Annotated in this window: 23 protein-coding genes; 13 read left to right on the top strand and 10 right to left on the bottom strand. The window is 68.9% G+C overall.

Annotated features, from left to right (window positions below; all coding sequences use genetic code 11):
• Positions 1-6 precede the first annotated feature (6 nt).
• Together ACFQ4H_RS05340 and ACFQ4H_RS05335 are read right to left on the bottom strand one after the other, a co-directional pair.
• Positions 7-1,635 (bottom strand): sensor histidine kinase, encoded by a 1,629-nt coding sequence (locus ACFQ4H_RS05340; RefSeq protein WP_377567641.1) that lies wholly within the window; start codon positions 1,633-1,635, stop codon positions 7-9.
• Positions 1,636-1,706: 71 nt separating this feature from the next.
• Complete coding sequence (locus tag ACFQ4H_RS05335) at positions 1,707-3,506, bottom strand: AMP-dependent synthetase/ligase (protein WP_377567563.1); 1,800 nt, start codon at positions 3,504-3,506, stop codon at positions 1,707-1,709.
• A 227-nt stretch (positions 3,507-3,733) separates the two neighbouring features.
• Between ACFQ4H_RS05335 and ACFQ4H_RS05330 the strand changes: the two genes are divergently transcribed.
• The 4 genes from ACFQ4H_RS05330 to ACFQ4H_RS05315 all read left to right on the top strand — a co-directional run bounded on the left by ACFQ4H_RS05330 (position 3,734) and on the right by ACFQ4H_RS05315 (position 6,899).
• A complete protein-coding gene (locus ACFQ4H_RS05330; RefSeq protein WP_377567561.1) occupies positions 3,734-4,189 on the top strand; it encodes an SRPBCC family protein in 456 nt (151 codons plus the stop codon).
• Between the two features lie 40 nt (positions 4,190-4,229).
• Positions 4,230-5,111, top strand: coding sequence for a hypothetical protein (locus ACFQ4H_RS05325; RefSeq protein WP_377567559.1), 882 nt, complete (start codon positions 4,230-4,232; stop codon positions 5,109-5,111).
• A gap of 82 nt (positions 5,112-5,193) precedes the next feature.
• A complete protein-coding gene (locus ACFQ4H_RS05320) occupies positions 5,194-6,141 on the top strand; it encodes an ROK family glucokinase (protein WP_377567557.1) in 948 nt (315 codons plus the stop codon).
• A 23-nt stretch (positions 6,142-6,164) separates the two neighbouring features.
• Entirely contained in the window at positions 6,165-6,899 is a 735-nt protein-coding gene (locus ACFQ4H_RS05315) for an endonuclease/exonuclease/phosphatase family protein (RefSeq protein WP_377567555.1), read from the top strand.
• A gap of 31 nt (positions 6,900-6,930) precedes the next feature.
• Here the strand turns inward: ACFQ4H_RS05315 and ACFQ4H_RS05310 are convergent, their stop codons facing one another.
• On the bottom strand, positions 6,931-7,578 hold the full coding sequence (locus ACFQ4H_RS05310; protein ID WP_377567553.1) for a TetR/AcrR family transcriptional regulator: 648 nt from the start codon (positions 7,576-7,578) through the stop codon (positions 6,931-6,933).
• 92 nt (positions 7,579-7,670) lie between these two features.
• On the opposite strand from ACFQ4H_RS05310, the gene ACFQ4H_RS05305 reads away from it, so the two are divergent.
• Positions 7,671-8,087, top strand: coding sequence for a VOC family protein (locus ACFQ4H_RS05305; RefSeq protein WP_377567551.1), 417 nt, complete (start codon positions 7,671-7,673; stop codon positions 8,085-8,087).
• Positions 8,088-8,192: 105 nt separating this feature from the next.
• Here ACFQ4H_RS05305 and ACFQ4H_RS05300 read toward each other — a convergent pair whose 3' ends face one another.
• On the bottom strand, positions 8,193-9,194 hold the full coding sequence (locus tag ACFQ4H_RS05300; RefSeq protein ID WP_377567549.1) for a DMT family transporter: 1,002 nt from the start codon (positions 9,192-9,194) through the stop codon (positions 8,193-8,195).
• Between the two features lie 100 nt (positions 9,195-9,294).
• Between ACFQ4H_RS05300 and ACFQ4H_RS05295 the strand changes: the two genes are divergently transcribed.
• The 3 genes from ACFQ4H_RS05295 to ACFQ4H_RS05285 all read left to right on the top strand — a co-directional run bounded on the left by ACFQ4H_RS05295 (position 9,295) and on the right by ACFQ4H_RS05285 (position 12,645).
• Positions 9,295-10,185 carry a LysR family transcriptional regulator gene (locus tag ACFQ4H_RS05295; protein ID WP_377567547.1) on the top strand — a complete coding sequence of 297 codons (891 nt, stop codon included), beginning with the start codon at positions 9,295-9,297 and terminating at the stop codon, positions 10,183-10,185.
• 161 nt (positions 10,186-10,346) lie between these two features.
• On the top strand, positions 10,347-11,771 hold the full coding sequence (locus ACFQ4H_RS05290; protein WP_377567545.1) for a flavin-containing monooxygenase: 1,425 nt from the start codon (positions 10,347-10,349) through the stop codon (positions 11,769-11,771).
• Between the two features lie 82 nt (positions 11,772-11,853).
• Positions 11,854-12,645 carry an alpha/beta hydrolase gene (locus ACFQ4H_RS05285; RefSeq protein ID WP_377567639.1) on the top strand — a complete coding sequence of 264 codons (792 nt, stop codon included), beginning with the start codon at positions 11,854-11,856 and terminating at the stop codon, positions 12,643-12,645.
• A 61-nt stretch (positions 12,646-12,706) separates the two neighbouring features.
• On the opposite strand, the gene ACFQ4H_RS05280 is transcribed toward ACFQ4H_RS05285, so the two are convergent.
• Together ACFQ4H_RS05280 and ACFQ4H_RS05275 are read right to left on the bottom strand one after the other, a co-directional pair.
• The gene (locus ACFQ4H_RS05280; RefSeq protein WP_377567543.1) at positions 12,707-14,122 is read right to left on the bottom strand and encodes an alpha,alpha-trehalose-phosphate synthase (UDP-forming); all 1,416 of its coding nucleotides are present in this window, start codon (positions 14,120-14,122) and stop codon (positions 12,707-12,709) included.
• Positions 14,123-14,286: 164 nt separating this feature from the next.
• On the bottom strand, positions 14,287-15,150 hold the full coding sequence (locus ACFQ4H_RS05275; protein ID WP_377567541.1) for a DUF308 domain-containing protein: 864 nt from the start codon (positions 15,148-15,150) through the stop codon (positions 14,287-14,289).
• 250 nt (positions 15,151-15,400) lie between these two features.
• Between ACFQ4H_RS05275 and ACFQ4H_RS05270 the strand changes: the two genes are divergently transcribed.
• Positions 15,401-16,117 (top strand): lysophospholipid acyltransferase family protein, encoded by a 717-nt coding sequence (locus ACFQ4H_RS05270; protein WP_377567539.1) that lies wholly within the window; start codon positions 15,401-15,403, stop codon positions 16,115-16,117.
• A gap of 85 nt (positions 16,118-16,202) precedes the next feature.
• Here the strand turns inward: ACFQ4H_RS05270 and ACFQ4H_RS05265 are convergent, their stop codons facing one another.
• Positions 16,203-19,865, bottom strand: coding sequence for an adenylate/guanylate cyclase domain-containing protein (locus ACFQ4H_RS05265; protein ID WP_377567637.1), 3,663 nt, complete (start codon positions 19,863-19,865; stop codon positions 16,203-16,205).
• Positions 19,866-20,076: 211 nt separating this feature from the next.
• On the opposite strand from ACFQ4H_RS05265, the gene ACFQ4H_RS05260 reads away from it, so the two are divergent.
• Complete coding sequence (locus ACFQ4H_RS05260; protein WP_377567537.1) at positions 20,077-20,280, top strand: hypothetical protein; 204 nt, start codon at positions 20,077-20,079, stop codon at positions 20,278-20,280.
• Positions 20,281-20,441: 161 nt separating this feature from the next.
• Here ACFQ4H_RS05260 and ACFQ4H_RS05255 read toward each other — a convergent pair whose 3' ends face one another.
• The gene (locus ACFQ4H_RS05255; protein WP_377567535.1) at positions 20,442-21,134 is read right to left on the bottom strand and encodes a Crp/Fnr family transcriptional regulator; all 693 of its coding nucleotides are present in this window, start codon (positions 21,132-21,134) and stop codon (positions 20,442-20,444) included.
• A gap of 564 nt (positions 21,135-21,698) precedes the next feature.
• On the opposite strand from ACFQ4H_RS05255, the gene ACFQ4H_RS05250 reads away from it, so the two are divergent.
• The 3 genes from ACFQ4H_RS05250 to proC all read left to right on the top strand — a co-directional run bounded on the left by ACFQ4H_RS05250 (position 21,699) and on the right by proC (position 24,476).
• On the top strand, positions 21,699-22,193 hold the full coding sequence (locus ACFQ4H_RS05250; protein ID WP_377567533.1) for a polyadenylate-specific 3'-exoribonuclease AS: 495 nt from the start codon (positions 21,699-21,701) through the stop codon (positions 22,191-22,193).
• Between the two features lie 256 nt (positions 22,194-22,449).
• Entirely contained in the window at positions 22,450-23,478 is a 1,029-nt protein-coding gene (locus ACFQ4H_RS05245) for a 6-phosphofructokinase (protein WP_377567635.1), read from the top strand.
• Between the two features lie 149 nt (positions 23,479-23,627).
• Entirely contained in the window at positions 23,628-24,476 is an 849-nt protein-coding gene (gene proC / locus ACFQ4H_RS05240) for a pyrroline-5-carboxylate reductase (protein ID WP_377567531.1), read from the top strand.
• Between the two features lie 17 nt (positions 24,477-24,493).
• Here proC and ACFQ4H_RS05235 read toward each other — a convergent pair whose 3' ends face one another.
• Both ACFQ4H_RS05235 and ACFQ4H_RS05230 read right to left on the bottom strand, forming a co-directional pair.
• Positions 24,494-25,360: a DUF4397 domain-containing protein gene (locus ACFQ4H_RS05235; protein WP_377567528.1), complete on the bottom strand. Its 867-nt coding sequence runs from the start codon at positions 25,358-25,360 to the stop codon at positions 24,494-24,496.
• Between the two features lie 840 nt (positions 25,361-26,200).
• Positions 26,201-26,725 (bottom strand): Ig-like domain-containing protein (locus tag ACFQ4H_RS05230; protein WP_377567526.1); only part of this gene is annotated, 525 nt, incomplete at its 5' end.

The raw sequence follows: 26,725 nt of genomic DNA, 5'->3' as shown, positions 1-26,725 counted from the left end.
CTCGGGTTACTCCCCTTCTGGTGCGGTGACGCTGTCGCGGACGCTATCGCGCCGGGGCAAGGTGCCGAGCACCACCGCCACGGTCGTGCCGCTGGGGCGTCGCGGTCTGATCTCCAGACGGCCTCGGATACGTTCCGCTCTCTCTGCCATGATCGCAAGACCGTATCGCCCGTCTGGGCGCTGGTCAGCTATGCCCTGACCATCATCCGACACTTCGATCTGTGCGAACGGCGGGTCGACGGCACAGGTTACCCACAAATTGGTCGCCCGGGCGTGTTTGCGCGCGTTGGTTATCGCCTCCTGCGCGATACGCAGCATTTCGGCTTCGGTCGCGGCGGGTAGCCGGGCGGTCGACTCGTCGAGGGACAGGTGCACCCGCAGACCGGCCGAGGCACCGACGGTCCGGGCGTACTCGGCGATCGCCGCCGCCAGCCCGCCCTGCCGATCGACCTCGCTGCGCAGCTCGAACAGGCTCAGCCGCAGTTCGGTGATCACCCGGGTCACCTCGCCGCGCAGGGTGCGCAGTTCCTCCGCGGTCTCCTTCGCATCCTCGGGCAGGCAGGCGAGCGCGTTGTCGATGCCGTACCCGACCATCACGAGTTCCTGCGCGACCCCGTCGTGGATCTCGCGGGCCAGCCGCTGCCGTTCCTCGTTGGTGGCCAGCGACCGGACCTCGTCGAAGAGCAGCGCGGCCTCCAGCCGCAGCGCCGCCGGTCGGGTCAGGGCGGTCACCCGGTCCACCACGGTGGCGGGGTAGGCGCCGGCCGCGTCGGCCTCCAACGTCACCAACCCGACCGTACGCACACCGGCCACCAGCGGTACGACCAGCGCCGACACCTCCGGGCCGGAATGCGAGCGGGACTGTGAACGGTGTGCGGTCTGCGGTTGCTGGCTGGCCCAGGCGTCGGCGATGGCCGAGTCGGCATCGAGCGTCGTCTCCCAGTCGACCCGCTCCACGCCGACCTGGGCGAGCACCACCAGCCGACCACCGCCGCTGGCGGAGAGGACCGCGGCCCGGTCGGTACGGGCCACCGTGCGCAGCTCCTCGAGCAGGTGTTCGGAGATGCCACCCGGGTCGAGGGTGGCCCCCGGGAGCTGCCGGGCGACGCTGCGCAGCTGCGTGAGCAGCCGGGTCGCCTCGACGTATGGCTGGGGCTTGCTCTCGCCTCTGGCCTGCATGACCCGTTGCAGGGTGCTGGCCGCGATCGTGCCGAGTACGGCCAGCGTCAACCACTGGGCGCAGACGGCGAGGTAGCCGGTCTGGCCGATCTGTCGCCCGGCTGCGGTCTCGGTGAGAACGCCGCTGATCACGAGGGTGCCGGCGGTGACCGCCAGCAGCGCGGCACCCTCCCGGGCTCGACGTCCGAGGACCGCCACGGTGAGGGGCACGGCCAGATAGGGCAGGGCCGCCGACGCGCCGAATACGGTGCCGTGGATCGATGCGTCAGCCAGCTGGCTGGCCATGATCCCGACGACCACCACTTCGGCGAATCGGCTGAGTGGGGCCAGCAACCGGTGGCGGGGCGCGAAAACTGCCGGAATCCCGACACCGGCCAGTAGCAGGATCCACCACAACTGGACCGGGTCCTCGGTGGCGACCAGGGTGAGTACGGCGACGAGGGCGAGCATCACCAGACGGGACGCCACCGCCAACGTACGTGGGAACGGCGGACCGAGTGTCGTTGCGGGCACCTGACGGATCGTAGTCAGCTTCCGTAGATTGCGGCGATCTCCGCCGCGTACCTCTTGTGCACGACTTCGCGCTTGACCTTCATCGACGGAGTCATCTCGCCGGTGACCTCGCTGAAGTCCTGCGGCAGGATCCGGAAGGTCTTGATCGCTTCGGCCCGGGACACCGCCTGGTTCGCCGTGTCCACGGCGGTCTGGATCTCGGCGTGCAGGGCCGGGTCGTCGCGCAGTTCGGCGATCGGGGTCGTCTCGGGGCGGCCGTGTTCGGTGAGCCACCTCGGCAGCGCCTCCTCGTCGACGGTGATCAGCGCGGCGATGAACGGCTTGCGGTCGCCGACCACCACACACTGGCTGACCAGCGGGTGGGCGCGGACCTGGTCCTCCAGGACGGCGGGTGCGACGTTCTTGCCGGCCGCCGTGACGATGATCTCCTTCTTGCGGCCGGTGATGGTGAGGAAGCCGTCCTGGTCCAGTTCGCCAAGGTCACCGCTGTGGAACCAGCCGTCGGGGGTGAGCGCCTCGGCCGTCGCCTCCGGGTTGTTCCAGTACCCCTGGAACACCAGATCGCCCTTGATCAGGATTTCGTCGTCTTCGGCGATCCGGACGGTGACGCCGGGCAGGGGGCGGCCGACGGTGCCGATCCGGGTACCGGTGGGCAGGTTGGCGGCGGCGGCCGGGGAGGTCTCGGTCAGCCCGTAGCCCTCGAAGATGTTCACGCCGATGCCGCGGAAGAAGTGGCCGAGCCGGGCGCCCAGCGGCGCACCGCCGGAGATCGCGTTCTCGCAGCGGCCACCGAGTGCGGCCCGCAGCTTGCGGTAGACCAGCCGGTCGAACAGCGCGTGCCACAGACGCAGACCCAGGCCGGGGCCGGACGGCGTGTCCAGTGCCTCGCTGTAGGCGATGGCGACCTGCTCGGCCCGGTCGAAGATCCGTCCCTTGCCCTCCGCCCGGGCCTTCTGGCTGGCCCCGTTGTAGACCTTCTCGAAGACCCGGGGGACCGAGAGCACGAAGGTGGGGCGGAACTGCTGGAGCACGGGTACGAGGTTCTTCACGTCGGCGCTGTGCGCCATCGTGGCCCGGGCCGCCACGACGCCGATCTGGATCAGCCGGGCGAAGGAGTGGGCCAGCGGCAGGAACAGCAGCGTCGAGGCACCGGGGTTGAAGAGGTTGGGCAGTACCGGGATCGCGTTGGCGATGTCGGCGTACATGTTGCGATGGGTCAGCACACAGCCCTTGGGGCGTCCGGTGGTGCCGCTGGTGTAGATGATCGTGGCGATATCGCTGGATTTGAGTGATTTGCGGCGTAGGTCGATCTCGCTCGGGTCGACGGTCGTGCCCTGGGACTTCAACCGGTCCAGGTCGCCCGCGTCGATCTGCCAGACCTGGTCGAGGGCCGGCAGCCGGTCCCGGACCCCGGCCACACACTGGGAGTGGCCGTCGGTCTCCACCAGACACGCCACCGCGCCGGAGTCGGACAGGATCCAGGCCACCTGTTCGGCGCTGGAGGTCTCGTAGATCGGCACGGTCACCGCGCCGGCCGTCCAGATGGCGTAGTCGAACAGGGTCCACTCGTACCGGGTCTTGCTCATCAGGGCGACCCGCATGCCCGGCTCGATCCCGGCGGCGACCAGGCCCCGGGCCACCGCGACGACCTCCTCGCGGAACTGGTAGCAGGTAACGTCGGTCCAGCCACCGCCGGGTGCCGGCCGGACGAACTGCACCGAGTCCGGTGCCGCTACGGCGTTTTCCCAGACCGGATCGGTCAGGTTGGCCGCCTCGCCGACAGTGACGGCCGGTGGGACCGAGAACTCGCGCACCTGTGCTCCTCGCGCTCATGCCGGGTGCCGGTGCGTCGTGGTGACGTGCTCTCTGTCGGCGGTGGCGGAGGTACCGCCGCCGGGACCGACAGACCCGGCAATGCCGAACCTACCCCGCCGGATGGCCACCCTGTCCAGGCAGGTTGCCCGGTCGGCGGTCACCGACCCGGCGAGTCGGTGCGAGCCGGCCGGCCGTCAGCGCCCGATCACCGGGTAGCCTGCCCCACATGGCGGACTTATCCACCCAGTCGATCGTCATCGACGCGCGTCCCGAGCGGGTGACGGCGGTGATATGTGACTTTCTTCGTTACCCGGAGTGGACCGAGGCCGTCAAGAGCGTCGAGGTGGTCCAGGAGTACGAGGACGGCTACGCCAGCCAGGTCCGGTTCGTGCTCGACGCCGGCGTGTTGGCCGACGAGTACACCCTGGCCTACGAGTACGCCGAGGACATCTCCCGGATCCAGTGGCACCTGGTTCAGCCGTCCCGGATGCAGAAGGCGCAGAACGGGTCGTACGACATCTACGACAACGGCGACGGCACCTCGACGGTGACCTACACGTTGGCGGTGGAGCTCTCGGTCGGCATGCTTGGCATGTTTCGCCGCAAGGCCGAGAAGATGATCATGGATACCGCGTTGAAGGCGCTCAAGCAGCGGGTGGAAGCGTCCGGTGTGGCGCAGTGAGTCGGAAGTGAAGAACGGTGGCGGGGTAGAGGAGTCGAGCATGGGAGGAATCGATCCGGGTTCGGCTCGGGAGGAGGCCGAGCGTCTGGTCACCACCGCTCTGGCTGCGGCCCGCCTGGCCGCCTCGGGTGGCGCCACCGGTTCCGGGCAGGGTGGGTTCGGCCCGCTCGGCGAGATCATTTCTACGGTCCTCGGTACGTCGAACGAATCTCCGTCCGCTGGTCAGGGGACGGGTGCCGGCCAGGGGGCCGGTGGAGGGCACTTAGCAACTGGGAGTGCCGAATGTTGCGTGTGTCCGATCTGTCGAGCGGTCACGGCATTGCGGGACCCGAGTCCGGAGTTCGCCGAGCGGCTGGCCACCGGTGCCGGTGACTTCGCCGCCGGAGTGGCCAGCCTGTTGCGGGCCTTCTCGACCGTGGCTGGTCCGGCGTCCCCGGCCGATCCGTCAGGCGAGGCGTCCCGGCAGCCCGACTCGGCTACCGAGCCCGAGTCGGACACTCGATCTGAGCCGGACAGCGAATCCGGGCCGGACAGCGAATCCGGGCCGGACAGCGAATCCGGGCCGGATCCGGTGAGCACCGACAGTGCGACCGGTCACATCGGGGCAGCCACCGAAGGAGCCCAGTGGGACGGGGTGTGGCGCAAGGCCACCCGTACCGGGCATGATTCGTGGGCGGCGCCGGAACAGGATGTCTGGGCAGCCGCGACGCGTGCGGACGCCGAGGGGCGTCCCGGCGGTGCCGGCCAGCCCGCCGACGCTGCCGGGACCGCCGATGCCGTCGGGACCGCGGCACGGACGCCAGCCGGGTCCTCGGGGGCCAGGCCGATGGCCCACAAGGCGATCAAGCGTCCGGTCGTGCCCGCATCACGGATGCCGACATCCGTACCCGAGGGTGATGACGCGCCAGGCGACGGGGCCTGACCACGAAGATGCGTTGGACCGTCGGTAGCCGATCTGGCTATCGACAGACGACGTTGTAGCAAAGCAGAGGGGAGCGGCAGCGGTGACGCTGACCATCGGAGTCGACGTCGGTGGCACGAAAGTCGCCGGTGGCGTCGTTGACGACGCCGGTGCGGTGTTGGCGCAGACTCGACGGGACACCCCCGCCGACGATGCCGCCAAGACCCGCGATGTCATCGTCGAGGTGGTCATGGAGTTGGCCGCTGGCCGCCAGATCGAGGCGGTGGGCATCGGCGCGGCCGGCTGGATCGACGCGAACCGGTCGACCGTGCTTTTCGCCCCCAATCTCGCCTGGCGCGACGAGCCGCTACGGGACCACGTCCGGTCCGCCGTCGGCCTGCCGGTGATAGTGGAGAACGACGGGAACGTGGCCGCCTGGGCGGAGTTCCGCTATGGCGCGGCCCGGCACGCGAACGACTCGATGGTCATGTTCACCATCGGCACCGGTGTCGGCGGTGGCATCGTGATCAGCGGTGAACTGGTACGCGGCTCCCACGGCATCGCTGCCGAACTGGGACACATGCTGGCCGTGCCGGACGGGCACCAGTGCGGATGCGGCCGGCTCGGCTGTATCGAGCAGTACGCCAGCGGCAGTGCCCTGGTCCGCTTCGCCCGGTCCGGTGCCCGGCAGGAGCCACACCGCGCAGCCGGGTTGCTGGAACTCGCCGGGGGCGACATCGAGGCCATCACCGGCCCGATGGTGACCGCTGCGGCGAAGGCCGACGACGCGATCTCCATCGAGGCGTTCGCCCAGCTCGGCAAGTGGCTCGGCATCGGCCTGGCCGATCTGGCGCAGATCCTGGACCCACAGGTGCTGGTCGTCGGCGGTGGCGTGGTCGACGCGGGGGACCTCCTGCTCGGCCCCACCACACAGTCCTTCATGGACTCGGTGGCGCAACGTGGCAGACTTCCGATGGCCGAGGTGCGGCCGGCGGAACTGGGTAACAGTGCGGGTGTGATCGGCGCGGCTGACCTCGCCCGCCGACGGTAGTCGCGGGACAGGTGAGGATGCGGGTGACACAGGGGCAACCGGTCGAGGAGGAACCTGCGGGGATACGTCTGCGGGTGCTGTCGTACAACGTGCACGGCCAGCGTGACGACACCGCCGCCCTGGCGGCTGCGGTGCGTGGGGCCGAGCCGGACGTCGTGATCGTCCAGGAGGGGCCCCGCCGGTTCCGCTGGCGGCACAAGTGCGCCGCCCTGGCGGACCGGTTGGGGCTGGTGGTGGCCGGGGGCGGTCTGCCGGCCCTGGGCAACCTGCTCCTCACCAGCCTGCGGGTCCGTGTCCACCGCACCTGGTACCGGCAGTTTCCACTCACCCCGGGCCGGCACATGCGGGGTGCGGCCTTTGCCGAGTGCACGGTCGGCCGGGCGCGTTTCGTGCTGGCCGGTTCGCACCTGTCCACCGACGCGGCGGAGCGACCGGGCCAGGCCGCCCTGTTGAAGGAGGACCTGGCCGCCGTACGCCTGCCGCTGATCGTCGGCGCCGACCTCAATGAGAACTCCGGCGGTGCCGCCTGGCGTACGATCGCCGACGGCCTGACCGACACTGCGGTGGCCGCCGACCGGAGCGACCGGTGCACCTACCCGTGTGCCAATCCGCGCGACCGGATCGATGCGCTGTTCGTGTCACCGCAGATCGTGGTCACCGACTACGACGTGGTGGACACCGAGCAGACCCGGCGGGCCAGCGACCACTTTCCGGTCCTGGTCGACCTTCTGCTCCCGGTTCCGCTGGCGCACGCCTGACCTTGGTCCACTGGGCCTGCGCCTGACCCGCTCACTCGGCCCGTGCGTGACCGTGTTGCGCGGCCTGGGAACCGACGCCGGGGGGCACCAGGCGGATTCCCTCCAGTAACCGGGTCAGCGCGGCGCTGGCGTCAACCCGGTCGGCCGGGTCGGCCGACTGGGCCAGCCAGAGCGCGGTCTCGTTCATCGCCCCGGACAGCAGCCGGGTCAACGGCGCCACCGGCTGCTGGCTGAGCGTCCCATCCTTGATCAACGAGGTGAGCGCCTCGGTGAGGTGTTGTACCGAGGATGCCTCGTCCATGGCCCGCCATTCCTGCCAGCCGAGCACGGTCGGACCGTCCACGAGCATGATCCGCTGCACCTCCGGGTCGGAGCCGGCGGCGAGGAAGGCCTGGCACCCGGCGACGAGTTGGGACCACGGGTCGGCCTCCGCGTCGGCTGCGGCGGCCACCCGGTCGGCGACATCGCGTTGCACCTGCTCGACCACCGCGCGGAAGAGACCGGTCTTGCTGCCGAAGTGGTGGTAGAGCGCACCTTTCGTCACCCCGGCGGCTCGGGCCACCTCGTTGAGGTTCACCGCGGCGAACCCGTCGCGGCCGAACATTCGTCGCCCCTCGGCGGTCAACGCCGCCATGGTCTCCCGGCGCTGCTCAGCCTTGGTCCGCGATGTCGTACCCACTTTTGCCTCCCGTTTGACATACCCAGGGTACGCAACTACCTTCGCCGCAAGAAACATACCCAGGGTACGCATCTTGTGGAGGAGTGCCAGACATGAACCTGACCAGCTTCTATCCGGTCATCTGCACCCGGCGGATCGCCGAATCCCACACCTTCTACACCCGGCACTTCGGGTTCGAGACGACCTTCGAGGCCGACTGGTACGTCAGTCTGCGGCGACCGGAGCCGCCGCACTACGAGCTGGCGCTGCTGGACCACACCCACGAAACGCTGCCGGCGGCGTACCGGTCCCCGGTGCAGGGGCTGATCCTGAACTTCGAGGTGGCCGATGTGGATGCCGAGTACGAGCGCCTGGTGGTCCGGGCCGGCCTGAAACTGGAGCTTCCGTTGCGGAGCGAGGAGTTCGGGCAGCGACATTTCATCGTCGCCGCTCCGGATGGCGTGCTCATCGACGTCATCACCCCGATCCCACCCGCCGAGTCGTTCGCCGCCCAATTCGTCGAGGCCTGATCCGGCCGGTGGGCTGCTCCCGCCCGCCAACCTGCCCTCCAGGTACGGGAGCAAGGAAGGGCCTCTCTGCGTGCAGAATGCGACCGGAAGGGGTCCTTCCTTGCATCAGGTGCCTGCCCGTCCAGGTGGCGCAGCACACGGTTCGGACTCCGCGCGGTTTCGACGGTTGGTGTGGCCCGGACGTGGTGCGGTGGTGACAGCCAGCGTGGCCGTAGCGGTCTGCGGGGACCCGTTCCGCCGGCGCGTCATTCCGACGCCGACGAGTACGACGATCATCCCCAGGAAGACCTGGAAGCCGGGCTTCTCGTTGAGCACGATCGCCCCCAACGCCACCGAGACCACCGGTAGCAGATATCCGACGGTGGCAGCGCTGGTCGCACCCTCCTCCGCGATGAGTCGGTAGTTGAGGTGGAAGGTGAATCCGGTGCTGAAGACTCCGAGAATGACGACGGCGATCACGCCGGTGGGATTCAGCGGCACTGACGCGGTTCCGTCGGCGGGCAGGGCCAGCGCGGCCAACCCGGTAGCGGCGATCAGCTGGGACGCGGAGATCGCGAGGGGAGCGGTGCCCTCGGCGGTGAGGTTACGTCCCATGTAGGCGAAGGCCACGGCGTAGCTAGCCGCAGCCCCGAGCAGGGCGAGGGTGCCCCAGCTCAGAAGTTCCGCTTTCTGCCACGGCGCGAAGATCAGCAGTGTGCCCGCGAATCCGAGTAGGAGGCCGCCCAGCCGGGCTGGACGGAGTCCGTGCTCCCTGCCGATGGCGACACCGATCAGCAGGGACCACAGCGGAGTGGTGGCGTTCAGCACGCCGGCCACCCCTGAGTCGACGGTCTGCTGACCAATGCTGAACAGGAAGAACGGCAGCGCGTTGCAAAAGAAGGCGGCCACGACGAGATGCCGCCAGGTCGCCCGGTTACGTGGCAGGCGCTGGCGTGCGGTACGGGCCAGGACGAGAAGGACGACCGCTCCGAGCCCGGAGCGAATGAAGGTGATCTGGATCGGGGTCAGTCCGTTGTCCAAGGCCAGCTTGATCCACAGGAAGGCGGACCCCCACAGCAGTGCGAGTACGCCGACCCGCGTCAACGAGTTGCGTCCGCCATTGACCATCGTTTCCGCCTCTCTGGCCGGTAATCCTGCTGTGCACGGTGCCCGAGAGAACCTGACAGGACAAGTGAAAGGTTCTGTACGTACCGTTAAGATTTGCTACATGCTCGACGTGCGGCGCATGCAGGTACTTCGTGCCGTGGTCACCACGGGGTCGGTGACCGCTGCGGCGGCGAATCTGGGATATACGCCGTCCGCCGTGAGTCAGCAGGTGGCGGCGCTGGAGAAGCAGGCCGGGGTCGCGCTACTCGAGCGTGTCGGCCGTGGGGTGCGGCCCACCGCAGCCGGTCGCCTGCTCACCGAGCATTCCGCCATCATCGACAGGCAGATCGCCGAAGCGGAGACGGCGCTGGCCGATCTGCGAGCCGGGCGTACGGGGCACGTGACGATCAGCTATTTCGCCACGGCGGGTGCCACGCTGGTGGCACCTGCCGTCGCCCGGTTGCGCGAGGAGCATCCGGGTGTGCGGATCGACCTCAAGATGTCCGACCCCGAAGACCCGCTACCGGAGGTGACCCAGGGCCGGGCGGACCTCGCCATCGTGGTACGCCCCGACGATCGGCTTCAACAGGGCATCCACCTCGTGCACCTGATCGATGATCCGTACCGGGTGGTCCTGCCGAAGGGGCACCGACTCGCCTCGAAGCGGGTAGTCGACCTGACTGATCTCGCCGACGAACCATGGGTCGGCAGCGAGTGGCCGGGGCCCTGCCTGGACGCGATCCTCGACGGCTGCGCCGCAGCGGGCTTCACCCCGAACTTCGTGGTGCAGAGCGAGGACTACCCCACGGCACAGGGGTTCGTTGCCGCTGGCCTCGGGGTCAGTCTGATCCCCGAACTGGGCCTGGCAAATCGGCACCCGGCCGTGGTCATCCGCAAGGTTCGTGGACCGGAACCGCTCAGGGCGATCTATGCGGCGGTGCGGGAGGCCTCGCTGGGTCAGCCCACGCTTGGCGGGCTGCTTGCCGCACTTCAGTACGCGGTACGGCGGTAGGCGCGTATCCGGCGGTCAAGCCCTGCACGCCTCAAGCCGAGGCACCGGGGCAGAGGGGGATGGCCGGCAAACTGGTGTGGTCACGGGCTGGACAAAGGGTGACCCGAGTCGAGAGGATTCGGCGGCAGTTCGGCTTTCGTGCGGAAACAAGGAGAAACTTGGTGTCTACCTCCGCCGACCATGACAGTTCAGACTTTCTGGTCGAAGACCACCATGCCGGGAGTGCCACCGTCCGACCGGACGGCCGCTCGGTCTACGACCGGGGCGGCACGGTCTGCGTCATCGGGGCCGGAGCCAGCGGCCTGACCGCAATCAAGAACCTCAAGGAGTACGGCTTCGACGTCGACTGCTACGAGCGGGAGACCGGCGTCGGCGGAGCCTGGAACTGGCGGCACGACCGGAGCCCGGTCTACGCCAGTACACATCTGATCTCGTCGAAGCCGTTCACCCAGTTCCCTGACTTCCCGATGCCGGACTCGTGGCCGGACTACCCGCACCACAGCCAGCTTCTGTCCTATCTGGAACGGTACGCCGACCACTTCGACCTACGGCCGCACATCTGGTTCGGCACGGAGGTGGTACGGGTCGAGCCGGTGGACGGGCACCGGTGGGACGTCACCACCCGCAGCACCGGCGGCTACGGCACCGAACGTACCTCCCGATACGCGGCCGTCGTGGTGGCCAACGGACACAACTGGTCCCCGAAGCTGCCGTCGTACGACGGTCTGGACGAGTTCCGTGGCCAGGTCATGCACGCGTCGGCGTACAAGGAGGCGACGCAGCTGCGCGGCAAACGGGTGCTGGTCGTTGGTGCCGGGAACACCGGCTGCGACATCGCCGTCGAGGCCGGACAGCAGGCCGCCAAGTGTTGGCACTCCAGCCGACGCGGCTACTGGTACGCCCCGAAGTACGTGCTGGGCCGCCCGACGGATCAGGTCAACGACCAGGTACTGGCCATGCGGCTGCCGTTGCGGCTGCGTCAGTGGCTGTTCCACCGTACGCTGCGACTGACCGTGGGGGACCTGACCCGCTTCGGGTTGCCCCGCCCGGACCACAAGGTCTATGAGACCCATCCGATCGCCAACAGCCAGCTCGTCTACTACCTCGGCCACGGCCTGATCACACCGGTACCCGAGATCGCCCGGTTCCGGTCCTACAGCGTCGAGCTGACCGACGGTCAGGAGATCGAGCCGGACCTGGTCGTATTCGCCACCGGGTACCTGCCACGGTTCGAGTTCCTGGCTCCGGAGATCCTGGGTACGGACGCGTCGGGCCGCCCGACGCTCTACCTCAACGCCTTCCCTCGGCGCTATCCGACGCTGGCCGTCACCGGTCTGCTACAGCCCGATTCCGGGATGTTTCCGTTGGTCCACTGGCAGAGCGTGGCCGTCGCCCGGCTGCTGAAGCTGCGGGAGACCGCCCCGGAACGGGCGGCTGCCTTCGGGACCCGGATCGAGGCCGAGGCCGGCCGCCGGTTCAACCGGGCGAAGGTCAAGGACACCAGCCGGCACTGGTTCGAGATCGGCCACGTCGACTATCTGCGGGCGTTGCAGCGCACGCTGGACGAGTTGGAGGTGCCAGCGTGAGCGCGAGGAGTGAGCTTGCGAGCCCCGCAGTCGCGAACGGAGGGTGGGTTCGGTGAGCGCGAGGAACGGACAGGTCCGGGTGATGCGGGCGCGGGACTGGGCGCATCCGGTGCGGCCGGTACGCCGGGAGGTGCTCACCGCCACTCCCGAGGTCGACGAGGGCAAGCCGCCGGTGCTGTTCGTACCGGGCTTCGGCCATGGTGCCTGGGCGTTCGCCGAGAACTGGCTGGAGCACGCGGCGTCGCGGGGATTTCCGGCCCACGCGATGAGCCTGCGCGGGCACGGCGGCAGCGGCGCTGCGCCGGAGGCCACGCTGCGGGCGTACGCGCATGACGTGGTCCAGGTGGCTGCGGGCCTGCCAAGTCAGGCGGTGCTGGTGGGGCACGGTGCCGGTGGCCTTGTGGTGGCCCATGCCCTGGCGCGTTACCCGGCCCGGGCCGGGGTGATGGTTGCGCCGGTGCTTGGTGGTTGGGGGACGTTTGGGACGGCGTTGCGCCGCAATCCGATCGGCACCCTTCCCGCGATCGTCGGCGGTCGGCTGCGGCTCAGTCGCCGCCAGTTGTTCAGTCGGGAACTGCCCGTCGCGACCGCTCGCGGCTACGCCGGTCGCCTGGGCCGGGCCGGTAAGCGGGCCCAGTGGCAGTTGCTGATGCAGCGTGACCCGGAACCGGCCGTGGGCAACCCGCCGGTGCTGGTGCTGGGCAGCCCGGACGACCGGGTGGTGCCGGCTGCGGCGTTGCGGCGGGCGGCCCGACGGTACGGCGGCGCACCGTTGCTCTTCCCGGGCATGGGCCACGATCTGATGCTCGACGCCCGGTGGCGTGAGCCGATCGACGCGTTGCTCGACTGGCTGGAGAAGATTCCATCCCGCTGAGCTGCAAGACAGGACCCCTTCTCGTCGGTCTTCGGATGAGAAGGGGCCCTGCAGTACGGCACTAGGTCGCGGTCAGCCGGGCGGCCAGGGTGCCGGTCTCGTCCAGTTCGGTGAGATAGGCCCGGGCCCAGGCCCGGATGTCGTGCTTGCGTAGGTGGGCCCGCATTCCCCGCATCCGATTGGTCGAGTCGCTGGGACTGGCGCGTAGGGCCTGGGTGAGGGTCAGCTTGAGGCCGTCGAGGTCGTGCGGGTTGACCTGGTACGCCTGTGAGAACTCCGCTGCCGCGCCGGCGAACTCGCTGAGTACGAGGATGCCGCTGTCGTCGACCCGGGCGGCCACGTACTCCTTGGCGACCAGGTTCATGCCGTCCCGTAGCGGGGTGACCGCCATGATGTCGGCGACCCGGTACAGGGCGGCCAACTCGGCACGGTCGAAATGCTGGGTCAGGTAGTGGATGGCGGGTTCGCCGACCCGCCCGAACTCACCGTTGATCCGGCCGACCTCACGTTCCACCCGGTCCCGCAGGACCTGGTACTGCTCGACCCGTTCCCGGCTCGGTATGGCCACCTGGACCATCACCGTGTCGCGGACCTTCACGTGGCCGTCGGCGATCAGTTCGCTGTACGCCTTGAGCCGTTGCTCGATGCCCTTGGTGTAGTCCATCCGGTCGACGCTGAGGATGACGTGCTGCGGGTCGCCGAGGTCGTGTCGTAGTTGGCGGGCGCGGGCCACCACGTCCGGTCGACGGGCCAGGGCTTCCATCTCCGTCATGTCGATGGAGACCGGGAAGGCCCCGATCTGCACCTCCCGACCCTGGACGGCGATCCGGTGGTCGGTGGCGGGCAGGTTCAGCACCTTGGCGGCGAGTTGGGCGAAGTTGTGCGCCGCCTGCGCGCGTTGGAAGCCCACCAGGTCGGCGCCGAGCATGCCGTTGAGCAGTTCGGCCCGCCTCGGCAGTTGCATGAACAACTCCGGCGGTGGGAACGGCACGTGCAGGAAGAAGCCGATACGCAGGTCCGGGCGTTGGGCACGGAGTAGACCGGGCACCAGTTGCAGGTGGTAGTCCTGGATCCAGACGGTCGCACCGGGTTCGGCCGCCTGGGCGGCGGCGTCGGCGAACCGCTGGTTGACCCGTTGATAGGCCTCCCACCACCGCCGGTGGTAGACCGGCTGCTCGACGGCGTCGTGGAACAGCGGCCACAGGGTGGAGTTGGCGAAGCCTTCGTAGTGGTTCCGTACGTCGTCGTGGCTCAACGGCACGGTGTGCATGCGTACGCCGTCGATGTCGGAGAGGGCGGGCGCGGGACCGGTGCCGCCGGCCCAGCCCACCCAGGTCGCGGGAACGTGTTGGAGGAGTGGGTGGAGGGCGGTGACCAGACCGCCGGGACTGCGCCGCCATTCGCAGGCACCGTCCGGGGCCACACTGTCGTCAACCGGTAGGCGGTTGGAAACCACCACGAGGGAACTCTGTCGCATCCGGGCACCCCGGTTCCGGGCGAGGGGACCACCGCGAACGCCGGACGCCCGGGTGGCGTGAGGGGGAGGTGACTTACAGCAGTATTCCTACTGAGGTGAAGTTTCGCGAATGTTACACGCGGTTCGAGAAGTGTCGAGTGTCTCGCGAAACGGGCCCCTTCCGGTCAGACGACTGCTCCATCGTCGGGGTCGTCGTCGTCCTCCTCGTCGCCCGGCCGGAGTCGCCAGATCAGGGTGACGAAGCCGGTGATGATGCCGAGGAAGCCGATGATCGTGACCAGGGTGCGGTCGATGGGCAGCAGGTTCGGAAAGAGCAGCAGCGCAAAACCGACGATGATGCCGAGTACGGCCGTGACCGCGAACTTCGACACCTGGGGCAGTGGCGGCGGGGGCGGTGGGGTGTAGCCCTCGTCCGGGTCGTCCGGCAGGTCCGCGCCGAACGTGTCCAGGCCGTCCAGCAGTGACGGGTCGTCCGCCCGGTTGCCCACTGAGATGCCGGATATGTCGGTGGCCGAGAGCAGAGGTCGTACCTCGGTGGTGGCGGGGCCGGGGCGTACGGCGGTGGCGGTCGGGGCCGCCGGTGTGTCGGTCGCCTCGTCAGGGGTCCGATCGGGGACCCCTTCCTGGTCGGCGGGTACGTCCTCGGCGGCCGGCCAGGGGCGGGCGTCGACCTTGACCTCGGTGTCGTAACCGGCGACGATCTTGGCCCATTCGGCGTCGATGTCCGGTTCGTTGCTGGGCGGTGGTGGAGGCATGCCCTCCTCGGCGAGTTGGGTCAGGTAATCACGGGCGGTGGTCAGGTGTACCCGGTCGACGTAGAGGCGGTCCACCGGCCGGGGCGGGACGGTGGTGGTCCTGGTCACCGGATTGAGGTCGGCGGACGGCTGTAGGTAGGCGGCGATGCCACCTGCCGCCAGCACGTCGAGCAGGTGTTCACCGACCCGCGGGTCCACGTCGCCGGCGACGGCGTACTCCGTCGCGTCGAGCCCGTTGTCCCGCCGCCCGCGGCGGGCACCACCCGCTGACACCGGATACCCCTCCCTACCGGCGCTGCGCGCCCGACCGTTGCGACGACGCTGATCCGCGTACGCCGTGCCTTGAATCGTGACACGGCGGCCACCGGTTCCGGGAGTGCGTTGTGGTGTGCCGTGCTTGCTTCGTAGGCTCATTGCCGACAGTTCCGCCCGCCGGGTTGGCGTTCTCGGCGTGGCCGCCCCGGGTCGCCTGACCGGGACGCCCGGCTGGCGTGGGGCACGAGATCTTCGGGAAGGACCACCGGTGCTGTACTGGCTGATGAAGTACATCATTCTCGGCCCCTGGCTGAGGCTGGTCTTCCGGCCGCAGGTCGAGGGGCGGGACAACGTTCCGGACACCGGGCCGGCGATCCTTGCCAGTAACCACCTGTCGTTCGCTGACTCGATCTTCATGCCGCTGATGGTCAAGCGTAAAGTGACATTTGTGGCGAAGGCCGAATACTTCACCGGGAAGGGGATCAAGGGCTGGCTGACGAAGATGTTCTTCGTCGGTACCGGCACCATCCCGGTCGACCGGTCCGGTGGCCGGGCCGCCCGGGCCGCACTGGACACCCAGTTGCAGGTGCTACGGCAGGGGAACCTGGCGGGGATCTACCCGGAGGGCACCCGCTCACCGGACGGCCGGCTCTATCGGGGCAAGACCGGGGTGGCCCGGCTGGCCCTGGACAGCGGTGCGCCGGTGATCCCGGTCGTGATGCTGAACGCCGACGAGATCCAGCCGCCCGGCAAGCTGATTCCCAAGATCAAGCGGGTGAAGATCAGGTTCGGGGAGCCGCTGGACTTCTCCCGCTACGCGGGGATGACCGGCGACCGGTTCGTCGAACGGGCCATCACCGACGAGATCATGTACGAACTGATGGAACTCTCCGGCCGCGAATACGTGGACATGTACGCCCAGAAGGTCAAGAACCAGCAGGCCAGGGTCGACGACACCGAGCCTGCCGAGCCGATCGCCGCGTGATCCGCTCCGGCCGGTCCGGCGACCGTCACGGTCCATGATCGGCGTGGATCCATCGATCGGTCGAGGTTGTGGTCGGTCGGGCCGCTCAGGAGACGAGGAGGGCCCGACCACCACCGTTGCGTCGAGGGGCGCTGCTGAGCAGCAGCAACCCCGGTGCCTCGTTGCGCCAGGCGAACGAACTGACCGTAGAGAGCGCTGACTGGGCTGCGGATCGGTTGCCCGCCCGGTCCAGCTCGCCGGCGGCCAGTGCCAGTGCCAGCATCCGATCGGTGATGGCCGGAATCTGCGTGTAGATCTCCGCTGCGGCCGTGTAGAGCTGCCCGGCCCGTGCATGGTCGCAGTCAGCAGCGGCGACTGCGGCGGTCACCGTACGCAGGGCGGCATCGGCCCACGGCGTCCGGTGACCGACCCGGTCCAGCATGCCGCGCACCCGTACAGCCGCGTCGCGGCTGACCAGAGCTGCGGCGAACGCGGCTGCGGCGACCCACTCACCGCTGGCCAGGGCCGGCACCGCCGACCAGGAATCGGCCAACTCGTCCAGCAGTTCGGCGGCCTCCGCGCGGCGTGCCTCCAGCGCCCGACACAGCGCGCCCATGCCCAGCATGGTCCAGTGCGGTCGGTGGAAACCACTGCGTCGGGCCGTGTCGAGGGCGTCGGTGATGTCGTCGGGGGTCGGACCGGTGACCTTCGGACGGTGCCGACCACCGTCCGTGCCGGACCGTGGCTGCGCATGCTGGTCGTTACCGCCCGGCAGGGCAGCAGTACCGTCGCCGTCCGTGGTGGTGTCACCGGCCGGCCCGTCGATCTCCGGTGCGCCGGGCACCGGCTCACCGCGCAACACGCGTATGCAGGCCCGTAGGCCCCGGACCTGCATGTCCCAGCGCCCGCTCGGAGTGTTGGCGAAGGCATCTGCCGCCACCAGCAGTTTGTCGAACTCGCCTTCGAAGTAGGCGCGCATCGCCTCGGCCGAGTAGCCGGTTCTCAGGGCTGATCCCTGAGCTGCCGCCGCAGCGGTGAGCAGGGAATCGGACTGGATCCAGTCACCCTCCTCGGCGACCGCGTAGGCGAGGTTCTGCATCGCCCGGGGCAGGGCGAGCAGTTGGTTGCTACGGCAGAACTCCATTGCGGCGTGCAGCTCGTCGAGCCCGGCCCGGTTTCCGGCCTGATAGCGGGCCATCGCCACCGTTATCCGTGCCTCGGTCTGGGTTTCGACCAGGCCCAGCCGCGCGGCGATGTCAGCAGCCGCCCCGGCTGAGGCGATCGCTGGATCACGCTCGAAGTTGAGCATGTGCAGCCGGCCCACCTCAGCGTAGGCCTCGGCCTTCTGGACACTGTCGGGGAGCGTTTCGAACAACTTGATGGCCCGATCCAGGTAGGACAACGCACCGGAGCGGTTGGCCTGGAGCCAGGCACCCCGTCCCAACAACGTCCACGCGCGGGCCGCGCTGGCGGGATCACCGTTGATCAGCAGCTGGTCGGCCAGCATGGTGAGTTGCGCGATACCGCCGCCGGACAGGAACTTGGCGCTGTTCCGATAGATGGAGATCTCACTGCTGAGTAGTTCCAGTTGTAGCTGGCCGAGGACGTCACGGTCGTCGGCGAGCCCCAGTGCCCGTTCGGTGTGACTGGCCGCAGCGTCGAGTGCGTGTAGCGCGTACGCCCGTCGGGCCGCGCGGTGCAGCGCCGCACGAGCGGCCGGGGCGTACCGGTCGGTGTTCATGTCGAGGGTACGGGCGATCTCGTGGACGGCCCAGCGGTGATGGGCGAGGACCTCGGCCAGGTCGGTGTCCCGGCTCCGCGACAGCGCGTCCAGCCAGTCGGCGGTGCGCTCGTGCCGGGCGACCCGCTCGGTACGGGGCAGCCGCTGGTAGCAGACGTCGCGCACCAGTACGTGCCGGAACCGGAACTCGGACTGCCCGGCCATGGTCGAGGCCGGCTGCTCGTGTACGAAGTCGCGCTGCTCCAGGCGGCGTAGCGCGCGTTCGACCGACTCGACCGGTTGACCGAGCGCCGCGGCGACCGCCCCCGGCCAGAACTGCATTCCGACCACCGAGGCCGCCAGCAGCACCATGCGGTCCTTGGTGTCGAGCAGGTCGACCCGGTTGGCGATGACGGAGTGCACGCTGTCCGGCATCGGCAGGTCGTGTTGCTTCTCCATCGACCAGCCCCGGCCGGACTGGCGCAACGTCCCCTGCTCGATGAGCATCCGCACGTATTCGTGGGCGTAGAGCGGGTTGCCGTCGGCGACCTCCACCAGCGGGCTGAGCATCTCGGTGGGGAAGGCGGACTGCCCGAATATGTGGGTGTAGAGCGAGGCGATGCCGGTGTTGCGCAGTGGCGGCAGCGTGATGGTCAGCGAGCCGGTGATGGTGCCGGCCCAGCTCGGGTCGCGGTTGACCAGTTCGGGCCGGGCGGTGCAGAGCAGCAACAGCGGAATGTCACGGGCGGCTGCGCCGAGTAGCTCGACGAAACGCAGCATCGCATCGTCGGCCCAGTGCAGATCCTCGAAGACCAGCACCGTCGGCCGGCGGGCCGCCAGCGCGATCAGGAACCTTCGCCAGGCCGACTCGGTCTCCTCGGCGGGCAGGTTGGGGCCGGGTAGGCCGACGAGTGGACGCAGCGCGTCGCCGAGGCGGTCCGCCTCGCCCGGCCCGACCAACTCCTCCAGCGCCGACTTCAGTCGGGCCGCCGCAGCACTGGCCGGATCGGTGTCGAGGATGCCGGCCTCGGCCTTGACGATGTCGGCCAACGCGGCGAACGTGACGTTCTCCCCGAACGGTGGGCAGCGTCCGGTGCGCCAGGTCAACGGTTGGTCGACGAGCCGTTCGGCATGCCGGAACAGCTCGCGGATCAGTCGGCTCTTGCCGATGCCGGCCTGACCGAACACCGCGACCACCTGGGGTATCCGGTCCCGGGTGCACCGGTGCAGAGCGTTGACCAACAGACCCAGCTCGTGCTCACGGTCGATCAGTGGGGTCGTGTCCGGTTCGCGGTCCGGCGGCTGGCGCAGCACGACAGCCCGGGCCAGCCACACCTCGGTCGGCGACGACCGGCCGCGCAGCGTCACCGGGGGCTGTTCCTCGAACTGGATTCCGTCCTTGGTCAGCGCGTAGGTGGTGCCACACACCAGCACCCCGCCGGGTGGCGCCACCGACTGCATACGCGATGCGGTGTTGACCACGTCACCGGCCACGATGGCCTGACCACCATCCCGGGCGGCGGCCACGTCGACCAGCGCCTCACCGGTGGCCACACCCACCCGGAAACGCAGCCCGTCGGCACCGGCCGGGGCGTACCGGGTGAGCACACGTTGCAGCTCCAGCCCGGCACGTACGCAGCGCAGCGCGTCGGTCTCGGTGGCCACGGGCGCACCGAACAGTGCCATCACCGCGTCTCCGATGTACTTCTCCACCACACCGCCGTACTGGCCGACCACCCGCCGGGCTGCCGAGAAGAACCCGGTCTGCATGCCCCGGACCAGCTCCGGGTCGGCACGTTCGACGTACGGGGTGAAGTCGATGAGGTCGACGAAGAGGACACTGACCCGGCGTCGGTCCTCCTGCACCGCGGTCGGCGACTTTGGAACCCCGCTGGGGCGGGGCTTGCCGCACGACGTGCAGAAGGCTGCGTCGGCGGCCAACGGACGATCACAATGTGGACAGGCCTGTGTCAGCTCGGTCCCGCAACCACCACAGAAGCGGTCGTCGGCGGCAGCGGGCCGGCCGCACTGGGCACACGGAGCGGGGATGTCGCCTCCTCCGGTGGTCGGTCAGGTCTGTCGCGTTCGGCCGATTATTGCTGGGCGGCCGATTCGGCAACCGGCGGTCACCAGAGCTGAGTATCGCCTCACTGGTCGAGTGTCGGGAACCCGGCTGTTGGTTAGTGGACAGTCCAACGACCGGTGAATCGGGCTACAGTCAGTCGGCCAAATCATTGATCAGAAGTTGGGAGATAGCTCAATGGTGTACGTCCGGCTTGACGGGGAGTGGACCGACGGCGACGGGGTCAACCACTCCGCGGGGGAGATGGTCGACGTGGACGCAGCCACCCTGGCCATGCTGCAGGCCCAGGGAATCGTGGGTGGCGAGCAGACCGACTGGGTCGGCCCGACCGGCGGCAAGGAAGGCACGGACTGGGTCGGCCCGACCAGCACCCAGCCCTGATTTGCGCGCTAACGAACTAAACGTCCCGGTTACCGATATCGGTAACCGGGACGCTTTTTTATTACGTCGATCGGCAGGGGCTGCAGGCAATTCGGTCTACAGTCGATCAGCCGATCGGCTATTGGGCCAGCGATGGTCGGGTTGACCGTTTGGTCGAGGGCTCAGCGGTCGGCCATGCCGGCCCGGCGACGTAGCGCGGCGACGTCGGTGACGACGATCCGCCGCCCCTCGGTACGGAGCCAACCCCGGCTGGCGAAAGATCCGATGGCCTGGTTGACGCTCTGCCGTGAGCCGCCGGCCATCTCGGCGAGCTGGCTCTGGTTGAGCTCGATCGTGATCATCGGGGCCTGGCTCTCCCCGGCCAGCCGGACCAGGGTCTTGGCGACCCGCCCCGGCAGGTCGAGGAAGACGTGGTCGGCGTTCTGCTCGGTGAGCCGGCGGATCAGGCCACCCAACGACCGCATCACCGCGTCGAGGATGCGTGGGTTGGAGTGGACCAACTCCATGAACGCGCCCCGCGACAGGGCGAGCGCCGCGCAGTCCTCGATGGCCTCGGCCGACGCCGACCGGGTGGAGGCGTCCAGGAGGGACACTTCACCGAGTACGTCTGGTGGTCGGAGCACGGTCAGCACGGCGCGCTCGCCGGTCGGGGCGGTACGGAACACCGCCACCGCGCCCCGGCGGAGCACGATCAGCGACTCGCCCGGGTCGTTCTCCACGAACAGCAGTTGACCTTTGCGGTAGGTGCGGGGCACCGCCGCAGCGATCACCCGTTGCCGCACCTCCGGCTCGAGGCCGGCGAACATGTCCACGCCCGTGAGCGCGTCACCCGGCTCCGGCAGGCGAACCTCCACGGCCCAACCCCTCCCCGGTTAAGGACCACATCTTGCTCCTCGCTGGACTGGGTGTCCGCCGAGTGCAAGGTGAACTGACACCGGTTTTCATCCGGCAGCGGTACACATCAGATCATGACTGCCCTGTCGCGTGCTGTACACCCCCGAAATCGCTTCTGTGACAGTTCTGAGGCCTGACAGCGGTCATTCTGATGTTCAGATCCGCTGCTGGGTGGGGGCCGTACGGGGGCGGTGGCGGGTTGGGGCCGCGGGGTGCCGTGACCGGCCGGAGCAGGCACTGGACGCCTGCTCCGGCCGGGCGCGGACAGCTGGCCGATCGGCCGAGGTGGGCCACTTCGCGGCCAGGGTCGATCGGGAATGTCGGCGATCCGGAATGTGTGGCGACCCGCCGGATGTGATGAACGTCCATCGTTTTCTGGACACATTCTGGTTCTCGCATCATGGTTTTTCGACAGTGTCCGGTTTCCGCTAGTTGTCTCGGCGCACCGGGGTTTCACATCTCCGCCCCGCCGGTTGGCCGCCCCGCCGGTTGGCCGGTGGGCCCGGTCGGCGAAGATGGCGGTGATGGTTTACCGCTATTTCTACGACTGCGAGTTCATCGAGGACGGCCGGAGCATCGACCTGGTGTCGATCGGCGTCGTCGATGAGTACGGCCGCGAGTTCTACGCGGTCTCGACCGAGTTCGACGACTCCCGGGCGGTGCCCTGGGTGCGTCGCCACGTCCTCGACAAGTTGCCCTCGCCGGCGGACCGGGCCTGGCGATCCCGACAGCGCATCCGGGACGATCTCTACGACTTCCTGATGGAGCCGGTACGGGACCGACCGACAGAGCAGTTGGAGTTGTGGGCCTGGTACGCCGCGTACGACCACGTGGTGCTCGCCCAACTGTGGGGGGCGATGCCGGAGCTGCCGAGGGAGATTCCCCGGTACACCAAGGAGTTGCGGCAGCTCTGGGACGACCGGGGGCGACCGCCGCTGCCCGATGCCGCTGCGGACCGCCACGACGCCCTGGTGGACGCCCGACACAATCTGGCCCGTTGGCGGGCCATGGGTGGCTGACCCTTCCGAGCCCTTTCAAGATCGCGGTGATCGGCGGGCCGACTCCGGCGTGTCGTCGGCGTGTCTCGCCTCAGTTCCCTGATCAAGGGGATCTTCCGGGTGGCCGTACAGGGGCAAGCTGGTTTGCCTCCGGCGAGGCGACTACAGTGCGCAATGACGGCCCGCCCCGGGCCGGCAACGACGCCGACGGTCTGACGTGACTTCGAACCTGGGGCTTGATTGGGCTTACCTGATGCTCCAGGAGGATGAGCAGATCATGCGTATCGGCGTGCTCACCGGCGGTGGCGACTGCCCAGGTCTGAACGCGGTCATCCGGGCGGTGGTACGTAAGGGCGTGGCCACCTACGGACACGAGTTCGTGGGATTCCGTGACGGGTGGCGTGGCCCGTTGGAGGGGCTGACCCGGCCGCTCGACATCGCGGACGTACGCGGCATCCTGCCCCGTGGCGGCACGATCCTCGGGTCCTCCCGGACCAACCCGTTCAAGATCGAGAACGGGGTTGAGCGGATCAAGGACAACCTCGCCGAGCAGGGCGTCGACGCGCTGATCGCGATCGGCGGCGAGGACACCCTCGGTGTCGCCACCAAGCTGCACGAGCTCGGCGTCAAGGTCATCGGGGTGCCGAAGACGATCGACAACGACCTCGGTGCCACCGACTACACGTTTGGCTTCGACACCGCCGTCAACATCGCGATGGAGGCGATCGACCGCCTGCACACCACGGCGGAGAGCCACCACCGCACCCTCGTGGTCGAGGTGATGGGCCGGCACGCGGGCTGGATCGCCCTGCACGCCGGTCTCGCCGGTGGGGCCAACGTGATCCTGCTGCCCGAGCGTCAGTTCGACGTCGACCAGGTCGCGACGTACGTCGAGAAGCGGTTCCAGAAGCAGTACGCCCCGATCGTGGTGGTGGCCGAGGGCGCCCACCCGCTCGACGGCCAGATGCAGCTGCACAACCAGGAGCTCGACGCGTTCGGCCACGTCCGGCTCGGCGGTATCGGTCAGTGGCTGGCCGAGCAGCTCGAAGCCAAGACCGGCAAGGAGGCCCGCACGGTCGTGCTCGGGCACATCCAGCGCGGTGGCACCCCGAGCGCGTTCGACCGGGTGCTGGCCACCCGGCTTGGCCTGCACGCGATCGACGCGGCCAACGATGGCGACTGGGGCAAGATGGTGGCGATGCAGAGCACCGACATCGTCCGGGTGCCGTTGGCCGACGCCACCCGCGAGCTGAAGACCGTGCCGCTGGAGCGGTACGCCGAGGCCGAGGTCTTCTTCGGCAGCTAGCAGTGGACACCGGGCGGCCCTGTCGAACGACGGGGCCGCCCTGCTGCGGCTCAACCGGCCGCCCTGCTGCGGCTCAACCGGCCGCCCTGCTGCGGCTCAACCGGCCCGCGCTGCGGCCGGCTCGGGGAAGATCTGGAAGGGGAACGGAGATGGCGGTCGCCGTCGACGACGTACCGGCGGACCGTGCCGGAGTGCACACCGTCGCCGTGATCGGCGCGGGCAAGATCGGTGAGCTGATGCTCTCCGGCCTGCTGAGGTCCGGCTGGCCGGCGGACCGGTTGCTGGCCACCGCCCGCCGTCCGGAACGCGCCGCCGAACTGGCCGCCCGCTACGGCGTACGGGTGGTGGACAACATGACCGCAGTGACCGAGGCGGAAGTGCTGGCCATCTCGGTCAAGCCACAGGACGCGGCCGGGCTGCTCGACGAGATCGGGCCGAAGGTACCCGCCGACAAGTTGGTGATCTCGCTCTGCGCCGGCCTGCCGACGAGTTTCTTCGGCCGTCGACTGTCGGAGGGCACCCCGGTCGTCCGGGTGATGACCAACACGCCGGCACTGGTCGACCAGGCGATGACCGCGATCTCGCCGGGGTCGTACGCGACCGAGGAGCATCTCGCGCTGGCCGAGGAGATGTTCACCCCGCTCGGGGCCACCATCCAGGTGCCCGAGTCACAGCAGGATGCGGTCACCGCGCTGTCGGGATCCGGCCCGGCGTACTTCTATCTGCTGGTCGAGGCGATGATCGATGCCGGCATCCTGCTCGGCCTACCCCGCCAGGTCGCCCATGAGCTGATCGTCCAGACCGCGATCGGCTCCGCGGTGATGCTGCGCGACTCCGGTGAGCATCCGGTCAAGCTGCGCGAGGCGGTGACCTCGCCGGCCGGTACCACCATCTCCGCCATCCGCGAGCTGGAGAACCATGGGGTACGCGCCGCGTTGCTGGCCGCGCTCGAAGCCGCCCGGGATCGGGCCCGGGAACTCGCCGCCCAGTCGGAGTAGGCGTCGATCCATCTTTGTCACTGCGTGTGACGTGCCCGCCGGCGGAGCACGAGCGCCGCTGCTGTCACCACGACCGCCAGCAGCGCCACGACCCCGAGCGCAACCAGGGGGTACGACATGTCACCCTGCTCGGATGTGCTGCCCGTCAGGTTGCCGGCGGGTACGACCATGTCGCCCTCGGCGTCGATCCGTAGTTCGGTGCTGAGCCCGGACTGTTGATCGTCGAGTACCAGCAGGGAGTAGACGACCCCCTTGTCGACGGTCATGTCGCCTGTCGCCGGCGTCATGCCGGTCGCCTCCAGCCGCAGCTTCCAACTGCCCGGCTCCACCTGCGTGTACGGGGTGGTCGTGGCGAACTGGACGCCGCTGGCGATGGTGGGGCCGTCGACCGTGGCCACGTCCAGCAGGGGTGCCCGTACGGATGCCTGGATGACCCGTACCTTCGCCCGGCCCTTCGCCGGAGCGGTCAGGTCGTCGTCGAGCACCCGAAGTCCCAGGTCGGCGTAGCGGCCGACCCCGGCCACCGTGTACGCCTTACCGGCCGTCACCGCCACCTCGGTGGTCAGCACCGGTGGGTCGGTGGCCGGGGCACCAGCGGTACGCATCGCCACCGCGTACCGGCCGGGGGCCAGCGGCAGGTAGTCGGAGAGCACCCCGTAACCGACGGCCGGGAAGACCTGGGGCTCGGCTGATGCGGGCTCGGTGGTGAGGTAGACGTCGACCGCAGGAGTGTCGGGGGACAGGTGCGCCAGCCGGACGTACCCGACCGGGTCGGCACCTGCGGGTGTCGGCGCGATGACGGGCAGGCCCGTTCCCAGCAGTACGGCGCTGAGCAGCGCCACCACCCGTCGGAGCGTACGGGCCGATCGTCCAGGATGGTTCATGCCTCTTGCCTCCTCGCTGGTACGGCCCCTGACCAGCCGATCGCCCGCCGTCGCGGCACTCGGTGTGGTTGTCCCTGGCGGGTGGGCAGCTGATGGCCCTCTCCCACCATGCAGGGCGCTTTCGGGAACAAAGTAGTCGAAGAGAGTCCCGTCAACCGGACTTGAAGGTGAGAGTCGCTTCTTTAGGTAATGTAATCGTTACCGTCGGACGTCGTCGTTGGCTTCATGTCTCCGACGTGGGTGATCCCATTACCGCCAGGCCAAGACCATTCAGCCGACAGCCTGTCGCGTCAGCAGCCTGTCGAGCTGGGTGCGCAGACGGGGCACGTGTACCGTACGCACATCCGCCACCGGCCCGCTCCGCCGCTTCCGGCCCCTGATCGGTGCTGGTAATGCCGACCGTGTTCGCTCCTCACCGGTGGTGTCGGAGGTTGCTGGAGGGAGGAGGGAGCCTGACCACGCACCGAGACGGATTGCCCCGTAACGCGAACCGGACAGTCCGGAAGCTGGCCCGAGGCTCAGTCGAGCCCATGGACCTCCGGGTTGTGTCGGCACGGTGCCGGGATCTCGATGTATCGCGGCAAGGCAGCGGTCGGCCAGGCCCATGCCCTCAGTGACAGCGACGGCGGTGGTCAGCGGCGGATCACCGTAGTCCTGGTCGCGCTCACCACGCGCACCAGCACTCTCGTACCCACGGTGATGTGGCTCCCCGGCGCTACGTCCCGCCGATGGTACGTCGCTCCGACGGAAGCCTCCTGCGGAGAACTCCACTCGGTTACGCATACCCGCTGTCACTTTCTCCTCCAACAAGGGTTACGTTCGCCGTACCTCAGGCGGCGGTCAGGCCCGTCGCCGCCAGCGAACCAGCAGCACACCGGCTCCCACGGAGAGCAGACCAATCAAGGTCAACGTCACCACGCCCACGGGCGTGCCACCGGTGACCGGCAGATCGCGACAGACCACCGTGAAGGTGACCGGAGCCGAAGTGGGTGAGACGATGCCTGCCACGTCGGTCTGGGTCGCCGTGATGGTCTGCTGACCACAGCCGAGCTCCCGATCGACCGTCACGGACCAGGTGCCGTCCGGACCGACAGCGCCGGTCCCGACAACCACGCCGTTGACGGTGACGCTCACCGTTGCTCCAGGCTCACCAGTGCCGGTGACGATTGGCGTCCGGTCGTTGACCTGCTGTCCATTCGTCGGGTTGGTGATTACCGGAGCGGCTGGACCTGTCGTGTCGACGGTGAAGGTGACCGGGTCGGATGGCGGTGAGACGTTGCCTGCCGCGTCGGTCTGGGTTGCCGTGACGGTGTGTGGTCCGTCGGTCAGTGCTGTTGGTGTGTCGAATGACCAGGTGCCGTCTGG

Source organism: Micromonospora sonneratiae (assembly GCF_042679305.1).
Lineage (GTDB): Bacteria > Actinomycetota > Actinomycetes > Mycobacteriales > Micromonosporaceae > Micromonospora_H > Micromonospora_H sonneratiae.
The sequence above is the reverse complement of the archived record's forward strand: the minus strand, read 5'-3'. Positions and strand labels throughout refer to the sequence as shown.